This is a genomic window from Streptomyces sp. NBC_00207 (assembly GCF_045160965.1).
Classification (GTDB): Bacteria; Actinomycetota; Actinomycetes; order Streptomycetales; family Streptomycetaceae; genus Streptomyces.
The window spans coordinates 507,985-521,022 of sequence record NZ_CP130715.1 but is presented as its reverse complement, the minus strand read 5'-3'; the positions used below and the strand labels follow the sequence as shown (position 1 = coordinate 521,022).

Sequence of the window (13,038 nt, the reverse complement as noted above, 5' to 3'; positions counted from 1 at the left end):
GCGACCTGGGTCGGCACCAAGCTCCGCTGGAGCCTCGCCGCCGACGACGCCGAGCGCCAGGCCCTCCTCGGTCTCGCCGAGGACTGCCCCGACCACCGTCGTCTACGAGAGCGCCCGCTGACCGGGCCTTGGCCCTGCCCGGCAGACAGCCGGACGCCAGCCGCAGTCACGAGACCGGCGCCGGAGAGGAAGGGCGCACACGATGGGGATGACCTTCGGTCAAGAAGAGCGCGCTGGGAAGCAGTTCAGGATTGAGATCGGCACGTCCACGGTGGAGTCGCCTCCCTCTCCGGCCTGAACGTGGGCGCCGCCGTCACCGAAGCCAAGCAGGTGAACCCCAACGGATAGGTCCTGACCAGGAAGATTCCAGGAGCATCCCTCCACAGGACTGGACCAGGACCGCTGACGCGTTCCTGCGTGGCTTGGATCACGCCGAAGAATCCCTCCGGACGAAGGCGATCCACCAGGCATACGAACTGGTCCACCAGCGGATCTGCTCGGCCATGGACGCCGCCAGCGACGGACCCGTCAGCCGGCAGGACGACGGGCTGCACCGCTGGCTCGTGAAGGGTGACAGGCGGCAGATCCAGACGGCGGTGATGGGCGGTGCCGCCTTGGAGGAGCCGCTGATGCTGCCGCTGGAGGCGATCGAGCTGGATGCCTTCCGCCAGCGGCACGAGCACGACACGTTCTGGTGCGGGCTGCTCCTCGGCGGCTGCGGTGTCCAGCTGGCGGCGAAGCTCTACACCGACCGGGTCTGCCACTTCACCCAAGGATGTCCGAGTTCCAACAGGGGCAGCCTCTTCACCTGAGAAGCCGGGCCTGCGCCCCGCTGACCGCAGGAAGGGAGACGTAGGTGGGTGACTGGATCCCACGCGAGGAGTGGGTGAAGACGCAGCCCCAGGCGCTCGTGGCGTCGTGCGTCATGCTGCTGGACGACCAGAACCGGATGCTTCTACTCCGGTACGGCCCTGGTCAGGAAGGCGCCAGCGGGACGTGGTGGCTGCCAGGCGGCATGCTCGATGAGGGCGAGAGCCCGTGGCCAGCGGCCCGCCGGGAGATGGTCGAGGAGACCGGCATCATCTTGGGCTCGGAACCGTGCCTCATCGGCATCGACCACAGGACCGATGTCCTCGGCACCGGCCCCGTCGTGGACTACTTCTTCGCCGCGAGGCTTGCCACCGGTCAGCAGATCCAGCTCAGCCCCGAACACGACCAGCACGCCTTCCACCATTGCGATGACCTTCCAAACTGTCTCGCAGCGCACCGTCAGACGCTCACCGCGCTTTATGCCGCAGCGCTGGCCGGCCGCGCCGTCTACCTGCAGGAGGGGATGCCCGTATGAGCCGCATCCGAACAGCTGCGACCGGCCTGGTCGTCCGAGACGGCCACGTCCTGCTCGTCAAAGGGGACTGGCCTCAGCCGGATACCTGGCTGCCGCCCGGTGGCGGACAGAAGCTGGGCGAGCCTTTGCACCGCGCTGTCGAGCGGGAGGTGCTGGAGGAGACCGGGGTGACCGTTCGGGCCGGACAGTTGCTGTTTCTGCGTGAACACATCCCCGCCAATCACGAGGACGGCCCGATCGCGTACGACCGTAACCACCGGGTTGATGCGCTGTTCTGGTGCGAGGTCGTATCGGAGCCGTCCAGGCTGGGCGGGAGCATGCCCGATCCGACCCACACCGGGGTCGAGTGGGTGCCGCTCGACAAAGTCGGAGGGCTGCGGATGATCCCCCTGTACCTGCGCGACCAGCTCACTCACGTCGTTGCCCAGGCCGCTGCCGGTACGTGGCAGATGCGGTACCTGGGCGACATGGCCTGACCGGGCGCAGAGAAGTGCCTCGTCTCACCGAGCTGGTGGGACGAGGCACTGGGTTCTGGATGAGACCTGCGGGCACCACAGGTTGGTGATCATGCTCGGGTTCTAGCGATCCGATCGCGCGCAGGGCAGTCCAAGATCAGCTGCGTCACCCAGCCGGGTGGCCGGATTCACCAGGGAAACGATCGTGCGCGCTGTGGTGATGCCACTCAGGCTGAATCGTGTTCCTCGGGCTGTTGGCGGATGTGCCTGCAGGGACTCACGTTGGCGTGATCATGTGTACGGCGTTATGCCTTGCGGTAGCAACATGGCTAGTGGCAAGGCGAGTTAGGCTGGAAGGTGGGGGTCCGTGCGGGGTGACACGCGGCAGATTCAGACGGCGGTGATGGGCGGCGCGGACTCGGAAGATCCGCTGATGCTGCCGCTGGAGGCGATCGAGCTGGACGCTTTCCGCCGACGGCACGTGCACGACACGTTCTGGTGCGGGCTCCTCCTTGGCGGCTGCGGGGGCCGGCTGACGACGAAGCTGTACACCGATCGGGTCTGCCACTTCGCTCACCACCCCGGCCCGGACGGATTGCCGCACTGCGGGCGCAGCGCCCGGGGTGTGGCCAGCGCAGACCACCTGTACGTGAAGGCTGCGACCGCGGCCTGGTTGCGGGACCGCGGGGAGCAGGCCGAGTTCGATTTCGCCCGACCGAATGGTGCCGCGATCGGTTCCGTCCTGGATGTCCGGTTCGAGAGCCGTGGGCTGCGTGTGCATCTGGACGGGGAAGTCGCGCCGGTGTGGGACGAGGACGGCGTCGAGCCGGTGCTGGGGGTGTCGGTGCCGGTGGACGACAAGACGCTGGTTCGGCGCTGGTACGTGCACCGCATCCGTCTGGACAGCGAGGGTACGCACCGCCGGGTGCGGATCGGCACGGAGGCGTTCGCGCGGGAGGTGGCATGGTTCGCGCTGGATGAGTGCGAGATGACTGGGCGCGGGCTGTCGACGCCGGCGGTGGAACGCATCGTCCGTTCCCGCAGCACCCGCCCTGTTTCGACGTGGGGTGTGAGCAAGGTTCGCAAAGCCCCGGATGCGCAGGCGCGTGCGCAGCTGCTGCTGCGCAAACTGGCCGATGCCCGCCGGGTGGGGTCCGTGGTCCTCGTTGCTCAGATATGCCGCGATATCGCCGCGGTAGAGAGGGCAGAAGGAGAGATCCAGGAGCAGTTGTCGGACGCGGTCGTGGATGCGGGGCGCTGGCTGGAGATCCAGGCCGAGACACGGCGCAAGTTGTTCCTGCTCCTGGAGGAGGCCGTTACGGCGGGGAACCTGGTGGCGGTCGGCCACCTGCTGGTGATGGCCAACGGGACCGCGGGCCATGACCGCACGGCGGCCGAGACCGTGATCGCCGAGCGGGCCAGCGCGCTGCTGGCCGCGGATGCACAGGAGCGGCAGGAGGAAACCCTGGCAGCTCAGCAGGAGGCTGAGCGGGCCCGGCGGGCAGCGGAGCGTGTACGTGCGCTGCTGTCGTCACTGCGGCGGCTCCCGACCGGGCGCCGGTCGCTGGGGCGTGAGGTGATGCGGGATTCGGTGCGCAGACTGCTGAAGGCTGCGGACGAGGCCGACAGCGTCCTCAATACCCGAGAGCGGGAGCTCGTCGAGTCATGGAAGACGCGTGCTGGCCTCGACGGACCTCCATCCGGGACCGGCCGCCCCGCTGACAAGACGTCGGGGGCCGGAGTCGACCGCGAAGCGGCCCTCGTACCAGGGCAGCGGCCAGGGAAGAGGCACACTCACGAGGTGGCATGTCCGGCCTGCGGCGCTGCTCCCGGAGTCCGGTGCGAGATTCCTGTCGGCTATCACCCGTCTCGTGTGGCCAGGCTGAGGCGCTCGGTTCGCTGAGTACGGAGGTAGTCGTCAAGCAGCAGACACATCGGGTGTACCACCCAAGACACCGACGGCGGGTGCTCTGCAATTGAGGTGAGCGCGGGGCACTTCAGTGCCTTGGGTTTGCCGAAGTCGCTTTGCCCGGTGGGTGGTGCGGCGGTCGGTCCGGGGATTGGTCCTGCGGTCGGTTCGATGGACCATCGGTCGCCCAGGGTCGCCGGGCGTACGGTGTCGCTCCCCGCCCACCGGACCGCGTAGATCATATTGTTAACCGTCGGGCGGCTTCCGTCCGAACGTACGAGACGGGGAGTTCCACCATGCGTATCCACCGGAGCCGTGCCGCGGCCCTTGCCACCGCCGTCGGGTTCGTCCTGGCACTGACCGGCTGCGGGGGCGGCGGCACGGACGGGGAGCTCAAGGCGCCAACGGCCGGCACGGGCACGCCGGTGGCTTCCGGCACCCCGGCCGCTTCCGGTACGGCGTCGGCGACTCCGACGGCGGCCGGTCCGAGCGGCACCGGTAATCCGGCGGGCGCCGCCGGCCCGACGCCGACGGGCCCCGACGGTAAGGGGAAGGCGACGGGCGGCACCGACGTGACCACCGAGGACGCCTACGCCTACACCCACCCCTGTTCCGCCAGGAACCTCACCGTCAAGGTCACCTCGCCGCAGGGCTTCCCGGCGACCGTCCGGGTCGTCACGGTGACCAACAACGGTTCCACCACGTGCGGCCTCGACTTCCACCCTGCCGTCGGCTTCAGCGCCAAGGGCTCCGCCCTCGGCATCCAGGCCACGCCGCCCGAGGGACTGGGCGGCGCGCCGGCGCACCCGGTGCGGCCCGGGGCGACGACGTACGCGGCGGTGGACCTCAACCCCTCGGGCGGCGGCGGTCCCTTGGCCGACGAGATCAACATCCTGGCCGACCCGAGCCACATGCCGAACGCCGACGGCGTCAGCCTGCCGCTCACCACCACGGGTACCGTCGCCAAGCCGAGGGTCGGGCTCTACCACTTCACCGCGCGCGACTCGTTCGAAACCCTCTGAACGGGCGTGGCACGGCTGCCCCGCAGCTGGTGGGCGATGGCCTGCACAGCCCGGGCACAGAAGCAGCAGCCGCCGCTTCCATTGGAAACGGCTGCCCTTGGCGACGGCGATCGGGGACAGGTCGACCGCGGTGACCTTCACACCCTGCTCGGCGAGGTAGGCCGCGGCCCGGCCGGTGCCGATCTCGAGGGCGGTTGCCGGGTTCCCGAGGATGTTCATGCCAGGGTCGGCGGGGTGGTCGGTGTACTGGGTCCAGCGGAGCACGGGATCGCTGTTGGAGAGGTCCTTCCACGCGCTCTCGGCGACGGTGCCCAGAGGAACTGCTCGTGCTCATAGTTGTGCGGTGCGCTGGTCACGGTGATGTCTTTCGGTAAAGCGGGAGGGGCCCCGCCGGTCGCGCTGGCGGGGCCCACGCCCGAGGTCGGTTCGGTCGAGGCGGTGGACGGTTTTGGCCGCCCTTCCGTCGTCAGATCAGCTTGATCTCGATCGCCAAGGCGCCCAGGGCTTCCTTTTCGGGGTCGTAGATGGCGCGGATGTTGTCAAGCTGAAGCTCACGGCTGGAGGCAGGGTTGACCTTCTCCGGGCCCTCGCCGTTCAGGAGGGACTCGAAGGTCGCGTACTCGGTGACGCGGATGACTTCGACCGCGCACTGCTCGTCGGTGTCCTTGATGCGGAATTCGATCCGGTCGCCGGCCTTGAGGTTCTCCAGGTGGGGGTATTTCACCCGGACCTCGATCGTCTTGGTGCCGGCGGCCACCAGCTCGAAGTACTGGCGGTACAGGTTGGGGCGGTGGACGCGGTGCGCGGGGGCGGCGCTCATCAGAGGTACGCCAGGACCCGGTTCCGGAGGGTGTCGTCCTCGATCACGTCCACGTTTTTCCAGGCGCAGCCGCTGACCTCTTCCTCCTGGACGGTGACGTCGGCGTCACGGTCGAGGCGGAACACGAACCGGTAGTCGATGTGCCGGTGGTCTCCCTCGCCCTTGGCCGGGTTGGCGGGGATGGGGTGGATGTCGATGTGGATGGGATCGGGGTGGGCAAGGGAGATCGCGACGCCTTCGAGTCCGGCTTCCTCGATCAGCTCGCGGAGGGCAGCGTCGGCCAGGGCGGTGTCGGTGTCCTCCACATGCCCTCCGGGCAGCAGCCACTTCCCGAGGGCATTGTGGTGGATGTGCAGCACGCGGCCGTCCGCGTCGAGGAGGATCGCGCCGGCGGTGACGTGCCCGCGCATTTCCTTGCGGCTGGTGATCTCTTCGGCGGTGTCGAGGAGACCGAAGACCGGCTCCAGGTCGCTTCTCCTCGGGATGGGCGTCGAGGTAGGCGGTCGTGACGGTGCGGATGTGGGCGTGGCTGATGGGCACGTGCGGTCCTTACCGGTTGTAGTGGTCGAGCCAGATGGAGGCGATGTCGCGGCGGCCGCTATCGGGGATCTCATGGATACCGGGTCCCAGGTCACCGCGGGCGAGTATCCGTACTGCGGCGATGAGTTCTGCCTGGACGAGGTAGATGAAGGGGCCGACCGAGGCGCCGTGCAGGAAGTTGACGGCGTTGCCGTCGTTGAGCAGGAAGAACACGTGACCGGAGTCGGACGCGTACCGGGTGACGTGCTCGCCGGCCTCGCTGGTGACGTAGCAGGGCGGCAGCCTGTTCAGGTCGAGTTCGTCTTCGGTGCTGGTGACGGTGGTGACGGTGGCGACGTAGGCGCCGGAGCGCAGGCGGGGGAAGCCGTCCCCGCGAAGGGCCAGCGATCCGGTGGCGCACATCACCAGTCCAGCCGAGCCGATGACAGTGGTGCGGTCCTGGGCGACGGTGAAGCCCTGGGCGAGGGCCTGGGTTCGGCGGACGGGGTCGATGTCGTAGACGGTGACGTGAACGCCCTTGGCGTGCAGGAGGCGGGCGATGGAGCTTCCGAGCTTGCCGAAGCCGAGGACCAGGGCGCCGCGGCCGTGGAAGATGTCCCCGCGTCCGCGGGTCAGGGCCTCGGTGGAGAACACCACGGACTGCCCGACGAGGAAGTCCTCGGGGTCCTTCAGCGGGGACCGGGCGGCCGAGATGACGGGGCAGGGCAGCTTGTCGAGGTCGGCGTACTTCTGGTGGCCGTTCTCCGTGTCCTCGATCACGCCCAGGATGCGGCCGGAGAAGCGGTCGCACAGGTCACCGAGGGCGGGTGCGAAATAGCCGCCGATGTCGAAGAGGACCACCGGCTCACGGCTGGCCCGGGTTTCGAGGTAGGCGAGGGTCTTGTCCGGGTCGGTGAACATCTGCCGGGTGAGCGGGTCCACGGGTGCGGTCTGCTCGACCAGGTCGCGTGCGCGGGCGTTGATGGACTTCGGCTTCGGCAGGGTCGCCCGCAGGCCGGTCACGGTGGCGACGGCGCGGACGAACGCGGGACGCTCGGGCAGCAGATGGGTGATCAGCAGCGACGCCGGTGCGGAGTCGCAGGCAAAGGCGCGGGCCACGGTCTCGAAGTACGAGGTGAGACGGGCGAGATCGGTCGGTTCCACGGCACTCCTCACGTCGGTGGTGCGAGGCGTCAGCGGGCGTCTGCCTGGCGAAGGGCCTGGTGGTCGGCGATGACCCATTCCACACCGCCGCCCTCGGGGCGCAGGAACACCGCTTCCGGGATGACGCGGAGGGTGGTGGGGTCCTCCCACTCGCCGATGAACTGGACAACGCCCTCACGGTCCCGGCTGGGATCGAAGATCCTCACCCCCTCGTAGAGCCAGGTGGGGCGCCTGCTCATGCCTTACCGTCCTCGGCCAGGGCGCGGCCGGCGAGGCGCAGGAACTTCTCCCAGCCGCGTTCGGCGCGGGCCTGAAGGGCGGGGCTGGGATCGGGACTACAGAACGGGTCGTCCCAGGGGGCGTACTCGGGCTGGTCCTCGGTCTGGCGGGCGAGCGGACGGCGGGGGAGGTTCTCGGGCATGGGGCGTCACTCCTGCTCCGGTGTGGGTGGCAGCAGGGCACCGTGCGACACGGGTCGGTCCGGTGCCCTGATGCTTCGGGGGAGCTGCCCGGGGGTAGCGCGATCACCCCCAGGCGGCGTGTCCTCACCGTAGGAACGAGGCAATGACGGCCTCAACGAAGTTGCGGCTAATTGCGGAAATTCATCCGAGGGCGTCGATCGCGGCCGTGATCAGGGCGCGAGCGTTGTCGCCGTGGACGGCCATCTCCGCAAGACCGGCGAACGCTTGTGCGTAGTCGGCGAGTTCGCGGGGCTGCGTGATGTTGACCTCGGCGGTGAGCGTCTCGACCACGGCGTGCCGGTCGTCGTAGACGTAGAACGCCTCCAGCGGCCAGATGACACGCGGGGCGCTGAACGGGATGACGCCGAGGGAGACAGATACGAGCGGCATCACGGTGAGCAGGTGGCGGAGCTGGGCGGCCATGGCGTCGGCGCCGCCGAAGCGGGCACGCAGCACCGACTCCTCCATCAGCACGACGTACCGGTGTCCGCCCTCGTACAGGAAGCGGCTGCGGGCGACGCGTGCGGCCACGGCTTCGGCAACGTCGTTGGGGGTGCCCTGGAAGGTGGTGATGCTCGTCAGCAGCGCGGTGGCGTACGCCGGGGTCTGGAGGTAGCCGGGGATCACGTTGGAGACGTAGGTGCGGCAGACGCGGGCCTTCTCGTGGCGGCTGTTGACGTTCTGCTGCATGGTGCGCAGGCCGTCGCGGTGCAGGCGGCGCCACTCCACGTACATGGAGTCGACGGCGCGGGCGATGGCGATCAGGTTCTCGATCTGCTCCTCGGCGCCGCAGGCAGCGCACCAGGCGCGGATGTCCGTGTCGGAGGGAGGAGCCTCGCCCTTCTGGATGCGTGTGGTCTTGGCGGGATGCCAGCCGCACCGGGCGGACAGCTCACGCCCGGTCAGGCCAGCATCCTTGCGCAGGTGTGACAGGCGGACGGCGAGGGCTTCACGGGCCGCCTGGGCGCTGGAGGACGGGGAGGTGGGCATGAGCTGTCCGGCGGCTCAGACGGTGTACTGGTCGTGCGGGATGCCGCGCTCCCACACCGTTTCGAACGCCGTCTCGCACAGCTTGATCACGGCGGGGTCGTCAGAGACGGAGTACTTCGGGTCGTCCCAGTCGCCGACTCCGGTGAAGTGGTTCCAGCGGACCAACGTGTCGTCGATCAGCCAGAAGACTTCAGGCTCACCCGCAGTCGTCGCGCGACCTCCGGCGGCTTGACTCTCTGCTCGAACAACTCGGCGGCCTGCATCCGCACCGACTCCCGGCGCTCACGTCCCGCGGCGGTCAACCCGCCCCCATCCGCATATCTCACACACCAAGGCCTACAACTCCCGCTTCAGACCCATCAGAAGCTTCGTGAAGATTCACCCTGACGAGCCGAATTCAAGTACCTCGAACACTTCCTCGACACCGGCAGAGCCGAGGTGACCCTGTGGTACGGCGCCGCCGGCCGCCCGGAGCGCCGCTACGGCTGGCACGACTGAGCAGGTGCCCCTGAGGTCGTCGGCGTGGAGTCGATGATCGGTCGCGACGGCCGCGCAGATCAGGGAACGACCGGCGGATCCGGCTGGTGCCCGGTGAGCCAGGAGGGGTCGCACAGGAGCAGGGCGTCGTCCGGCACCAGTGGCATCGAACCGTGCATCCTTGCCGTGTCGGCGATGCGGCCGGTCAGCGAGCTGCACGGGAGGTCGAAGAACGAGCCGGACGCAGTGGGCTGGTCCTTCGGCGGAGCGGGCCGGCGGTGCAACGCCTCGACGGTGAGGAAGCGGGTTGCCTCCTGCTGCGCCTCCTGGGACAGGACGCTGAGGACCCGGACGTTCTCGCCCAGGTTCTCCCAGCCGATGCGGTCGAGTAGTGCGGGCTGGACGACGACGGCCGATGCGGTGGTGTCGACCGAGGGCCGGACGCGGACGGCGAGCAGCGGCCAGGGCCCGTGCGGCAGGCCGAGGAGCACCACCGCACGGGCGCAGACCGCTTCGAGGGATTCGAGCGCAGCCGCGGAGCGCGCGCGGATCATCGTGCGGGCGTCCCGCGGTCGGGGGGCCGCGCCGGCGGAGACGAGGGCGTGCACCACCAAGGGGCGGAGGAGCCGCAGGGCCGTGTCCTGGGGGAGGACGACGGTGTCGGGACTGTCCACATCGGGGGAGGACGACCGGCTGATCACCAGGCGTGCCCGGGCGCTGTGGTCGACGGCCCGGAGCAGCAGGGCTTCGCGCAGCGTACCGGTGGTGGTCGGCCTGGGCGTGAGGTGGTCGGCGAGGCTGACCAGGACGTGCCCCCCGCGGATGGCCGCGGGGTCGGGTGAGTCCCGGTTGGCCAGGAGACGCGTGACGGCCTGCTGGAGTTCACGCTGCTCGCGGTACAGGAACTTCGGGTCCGCTCCCTCGTCCTGACGGCGGCGGTAGACGGCTGCGCGGGTGAGCACCGAGTGGTACAGGGTGTTGAGGTCACTGGTGCCCCAGGAGCCGTCGGGCATCCGGAGGTGCGGTCGCAGATCCGGTGGGAGGACGGGGATCCGCCGGATGACCGACGTGTCGACCGGCGGTGGACCGTGGTCGTTCGCGGTGGATGCGCGGGACAGCAGGATCTTCACCGCCTGCCCGCCGGTGACCGTCGATAATTCGTGACGGCCGGGGTGTCGGGCCAGCTCGTCGGCGTCGAGCAGGTGTCCGGGCCGCAGACCGGTGGAACCGGGCTCGGTCACCACATGGGTCAGACAGTCGGCGATCTCACGGAGTTGGCGTTCGGTCACACCGATCGCGGCTGCCAGCCGCGTGCACGCCGGGCCGTGCAGGTACCAGCCGTGGACGACGGACACCGGGAGCTCGACGTGGCCGAATCGGCGGGCGCGTTCGCTCACCGGGACGACGGTCCGGCCGCAGACCCGGCAACTGCCCTCGGTCCTGTTCGGGAAACGGGGCTCCCCGCACGGGCAGACGTCGTTCCGTACGGGGCCGAAGATCCGCTGGCAGTGGATGCCGCCGGGTTTCGGGAGGGTGGTGCGGTAATCGATGCCGTCCGGTTGCTGCACCTGGCCGTGCGACTGCGTCACCACGTCGTTGTCGGTCATGAGTCGGAAGCTGGTCCGGTCGCCTTCCAACGTGGCGACGACCCGGGCGGCCCGCAACACCGAATCGAGTCTGCGCAGGGCGCGGCCCTCGGCATCGCCCAGCCCCGCGGGGCTGGCGTCGGGCGGGCCGAGCGGTGCGAGGCCGTTCCGCTCCAACCCGGAGACCAGGCGCGCACGCCAGGCTGTGCAGTCACTGCGCGGGCCGTGGAGTTCCATGGCCAGGTGGCGTGCTCCGTGCTCCGCCAGCCACCGGAAGTCCGCGGCCTCGACCAGTTGGGCGCCGCCATCGCCCTGGAGAGGCTGGTGGAGCACGAGGGAGTGGCCGCTGTCGGCGTCGTGCGAACTCGTGTCGCGGCTCGCCAGTTCCCCTGCCGACAGGCTGACGACGACGGTGCGCACGCTCTCACCGGCCGGCGGTGCCCACGGATGGTCCGGGGCCACGACGATGTCCGGCGAGGCGCCGTTGGCGGCGAGCCGTTCGAGCACGGCGCTCCCCACCAGGCCGCACACCACGGCGTCGGCGCCGTCCGCGCTGGCGAGGACGTCGCCCTCCCGTAGGTGGTGGTCGACCGCCACAGTGACCGTCACGCGTGTGGTCAGCGAGACCCCGGTGTTCGAGCGGCGCCCCACGGCGGCCGGGACCTGGTGATCCTTCAGGAGACCGAGGTCGATGCACTGGTCCAGGACGTGGCCCGGTACGTCCCCTGGCATGCGCAGCGACCGGTCCTCCATCAGCAGGCCCGGGAAGATGGACTCCAGCAGCCCTTCTTCGGGGGTGCGGGGAGCCTCCGGGGCCTTGGGCGCGGAGATGCCCACCAACGGTTGGCCGGGCAGCACCTTTTGCCCCGGAGTGGTCAGACCGTACTCATCGAGGTGCGCGGCCAGCTCGGCGGCGACGCCCGGGGGGCTCGGGGTGAGGATCGCGTCCTTGTCCAGGGTGGTACCCACCTGGTGCAGCACGGGAACGGCACGGTTGTTCGCTGTCGCGAGGTCCTTGGCGACCACCGCGACCCTTCCCCGCAGGCGCGGTGACGCGGCAACGGTGCACTGGAACGTGACTGCTCCCCGACCCACCAACTCACCGGGGCCGAGGTCGGCAACGGCGACCTTCCGAAGCCGGTTCCAGAAGCCGCGGGTGTAGAGGTCGGGGCGCACGCGTTCTTCGGTGTCGTACTGCATCAGCACACCCAGCAGCATGTCGTTGAACCGGTCGTAACCGCTGCGGTGCCGCAACAGTGTGCGCCGCAACATCGCGGCCAGGAGGGCGGGTTGGAACCCGCCCTGCTTGTCGTACTCGATCGTGTCCTCGAACGCGAAGAATCGGTCACCCAAGTCCCGCCGCTCCTGTTCGACCCGCTCACTGGCCCAGAAGACGGCTGGCGGGTCGAACCCGACCTCCTCCTCGCGCTCGCGCACACCGATCGGCAGCGGAAGCCACGTCAGCAGCAGGCCAGGCTCCCGGGAGAGTTCCCCGGACTCGCAGTCGACGCGCAGGTCCAGTGTGAGGGGTACCAGGAAGTCGTCCGGCCCCGTTCCGCCGCGTCGCAGCTGCCACAGGTTGGCCAGGGTCACCCTGGTGCGGCAGCCGGGGCAGACGGCGTAGCCCACGGCCGCGCCGCAGGAGCCGCAGTCGGGGGCCGGCCGTGGCAGCCGGCCGTGGCCCGCCACCTCGCCGCACGGGCAGTGGTGGTCGTACCGGCGGTCCAAGCCGGTGAGCTGGCCGCAGGAGCAGGTCCACCGGCCGAGCTCGTAGCCGGCGAGGCGCAGTCGAAGGTCGGACGGGGACCGGTCCTTGGCGGTGAAGAGGCGCTGCACCACATGGTGCAGCCCGATGTCTTCGCGCTCGTGCGGCAGCCGATCGAGCTGGAGGAACTCGGCGTAGCCCCGGCAGTGTGCCCGCTGTGCTTCCACGCTTCCGGAGTTGGCGAACGGGTGTTGCTGGACGAGGACCACCTGGAGGTAGCGGAGCAGATCGGGACTGTTCTTCAGGAAGTGGTCGCGCGCGATGCGAAGATCGCCCCCGAGGGCGTTCACACCCTCCACGTGTCCCGCCGGACCGACTGCCAACTGCCGCAACTGCTGGAACTGCGGGTCGAGGAGCGTGTCGATGAGGTCGTCGCCCCGGTTCTCGTCAGCGGCGCAGCGGACGGCGTTGCCGATCGAGTAGTCGCTGGGGTCCGCCCGCCAGTCACGGGTGAGGTCGGACAGGTCGACGTCGACCCTGCCGCTGTTCAACCGCGCGAGCACGTCGGCGAGGAAGTCGCCCATC

General features: G+C 69.5%; 13 protein-coding genes and 1 pseudogene. 6 read left to right on the top strand and 8 right to left on the bottom strand.

Annotation, left to right across the window (positions count from 1 at the left end):
* Positions 1–422: 422 nt before the first annotated feature.
* The 5 genes from OG472_RS02770 (at position 423) to OG472_RS02750 (ending at position 4,731) form a co-directional block, all read left to right on the top strand.
* Positions 423–812 (top strand): hypothetical protein, encoded by a 390-nt coding sequence (locus OG472_RS02770; RefSeq protein WP_405940814.1) that lies wholly within the window; start codon positions 423–425, stop codon positions 810–812.
* A 44-nt stretch (positions 813–856) separates the two neighbouring features.
* Complete coding sequence (locus OG472_RS02765; RefSeq protein ID WP_405940813.1) at positions 857–1,345, top strand: NUDIX hydrolase; 489 nt, start codon at positions 857–859, stop codon at positions 1,343–1,345.
* Positions 1,342–1,821: an NUDIX domain-containing protein gene (locus OG472_RS02760; protein ID WP_405827474.1), complete on the top strand. Its 480-nt coding sequence runs from the start codon at positions 1,342–1,344 to the stop codon at positions 1,819–1,821. Before OG472_RS02765 ends, OG472_RS02760 begins: the two co-directional genes overlap by 4 nt.
* Before the next feature lie 346 nt (positions 1,822–2,167).
* A complete protein-coding gene (locus OG472_RS02755; RefSeq protein ID WP_405940812.1) occupies positions 2,168–3,703 on the top strand; it encodes a hypothetical protein in 1,536 nt (511 codons plus the stop codon).
* 302 nt (positions 3,704–4,005) lie between these two features.
* Positions 4,006–4,731: a DUF4232 domain-containing protein gene (locus tag OG472_RS02750; protein WP_401614221.1), complete on the top strand. Its 726-nt coding sequence runs from the start codon at positions 4,006–4,008 to the stop codon at positions 4,729–4,731.
* Between the two features lie 466 nt (positions 4,732–5,197).
* Here the strand turns inward: OG472_RS02750 and OG472_RS02745 are convergent, their stop codons facing one another.
* The 7 genes from OG472_RS02745 to OG472_RS02715 all read right to left on the bottom strand — a co-directional run bounded on the left by OG472_RS02745 (position 5,198) and on the right by OG472_RS02715 (position 8,850).
* Positions 5,198–5,551, bottom strand: a complete 354-nt coding sequence (locus OG472_RS02745; protein ID WP_405940811.1) for an ASCH domain-containing protein — start codon at positions 5,549–5,551, stop codon at positions 5,198–5,200.
* Positions 5,551–5,961, bottom strand: coding sequence for an NUDIX hydrolase (locus OG472_RS02740; protein ID WP_401614217.1), 411 nt, complete (start codon positions 5,959–5,961; stop codon positions 5,551–5,553). Before OG472_RS02740 ends, OG472_RS02745 begins: the two co-directional genes overlap by 1 nt.
* A 139-nt stretch (positions 5,962–6,100) precedes the next feature.
* Positions 6,101–7,234: an NAD(P)-binding domain-containing protein gene (locus OG472_RS02735; RefSeq protein ID WP_405940810.1), complete on the bottom strand. Its 1,134-nt coding sequence runs from the start codon at positions 7,232–7,234 to the stop codon at positions 6,101–6,103.
* A gap of 29 nt (positions 7,235–7,263) precedes the next feature.
* On the bottom strand, positions 7,264–7,473 hold the full coding sequence (locus tag OG472_RS02730; protein WP_401614213.1) for a hypothetical protein: 210 nt from the start codon (positions 7,471–7,473) through the stop codon (positions 7,264–7,266).
* On the bottom strand, positions 7,470–7,655 hold the full coding sequence (locus OG472_RS02725) for a hypothetical protein (RefSeq protein WP_405940809.1): 186 nt from the start codon (positions 7,653–7,655) through the stop codon (positions 7,470–7,472). Before OG472_RS02725 ends, OG472_RS02730 begins: the two co-directional genes overlap by 4 nt.
* A 181-nt stretch (positions 7,656–7,836) precedes the next feature.
* Positions 7,837–8,685: a helix-turn-helix domain-containing protein gene (locus tag OG472_RS02720; protein ID WP_405940808.1), complete on the bottom strand. Its 849-nt coding sequence runs from the start codon at positions 8,683–8,685 to the stop codon at positions 7,837–7,839.
* A 15-nt stretch (positions 8,686–8,700) separates the two neighbouring features.
* The gene (locus OG472_RS02715) at positions 8,701–8,850 is read right to left on the bottom strand and encodes a DUF6879 family protein (RefSeq protein WP_405940807.1); all 150 of its coding nucleotides are present in this window, start codon (positions 8,848–8,850) and stop codon (positions 8,701–8,703) included.
* Positions 8,851–9,084: 234 nt separating this feature from the next.
* On the opposite strand from OG472_RS02715, the pseudogene OG472_RS02710 reads away from it, so the two are divergent.
* Positions 9,085–9,183, top strand: a pseudogene (locus OG472_RS02710) (two-component system response regulator); the annotation flags it as partial.
* A 59-nt stretch (positions 9,184–9,242) separates the two neighbouring features.
* Here OG472_RS02710 and OG472_RS02705 read toward each other — a convergent pair.
* Positions 9,243–13,037 carry a hypothetical protein gene (locus tag OG472_RS02705; protein ID WP_405940806.1) on the bottom strand — a complete coding sequence of 1,265 codons (3,795 nt, stop codon included), beginning with the start codon at positions 13,035–13,037 and terminating at the stop codon, positions 9,243–9,245.
* Between the last annotated feature and the right edge of the window lies 1 nt (position 13,038).

Excerpts from the sequence above, each read along its gene's own strand:
- OG472_RS02760 (WP_405827474.1), top strand. The coding sequence starts at position 1,342 with ATGAGCCGCATCCGAACAGCTGCGACCGGCCTGGTCGTCCGAGACGGC.
- OG472_RS02745 (WP_405940811.1), bottom strand. The coding sequence starts at position 5,551 with ATGAGCGCCGCCCCCGCGCACCGCGTCCACCGCCCCAACCTGTACCGC.
- OG472_RS02720 (WP_405940808.1), bottom strand. The coding sequence starts at position 8,685 with ATGCCCACCTCCCCGTCCTCCAGCGCCCAGGCGGCCCGTGAAGCCCTC.
- OG472_RS02705 (WP_405940806.1), bottom strand. The coding sequence starts at position 13,037 with ATGGGCGACTTCCTCGCCGACGTGCTCGCGCGGTTGAACAGCGGCAGG.
- OG472_RS02730 (WP_401614213.1), bottom strand. The coding sequence starts at position 7,473 with ATGAGCAGGCGCCCCACCTGGCTCTACGAGGGGGTGAGGATCTTCGAT.
- OG472_RS02725 (WP_405940809.1), bottom strand. The coding sequence starts at position 7,655 with ATGCCCGAGAACCTCCCCCGCCGTCCGCTCGCCCGCCAGACCGAGGAC.
- OG472_RS02750 (WP_401614221.1), top strand. The coding sequence starts at position 4,006 with ATGCGTATCCACCGGAGCCGTGCCGCGGCCCTTGCCACCGCCGTCGGG.
- OG472_RS02740 (WP_401614217.1), bottom strand. The coding sequence starts at position 5,961 with ATGCGCGGGCACGTCACCGCCGGCGCGATCCTCCTCGACGCGGACGGC.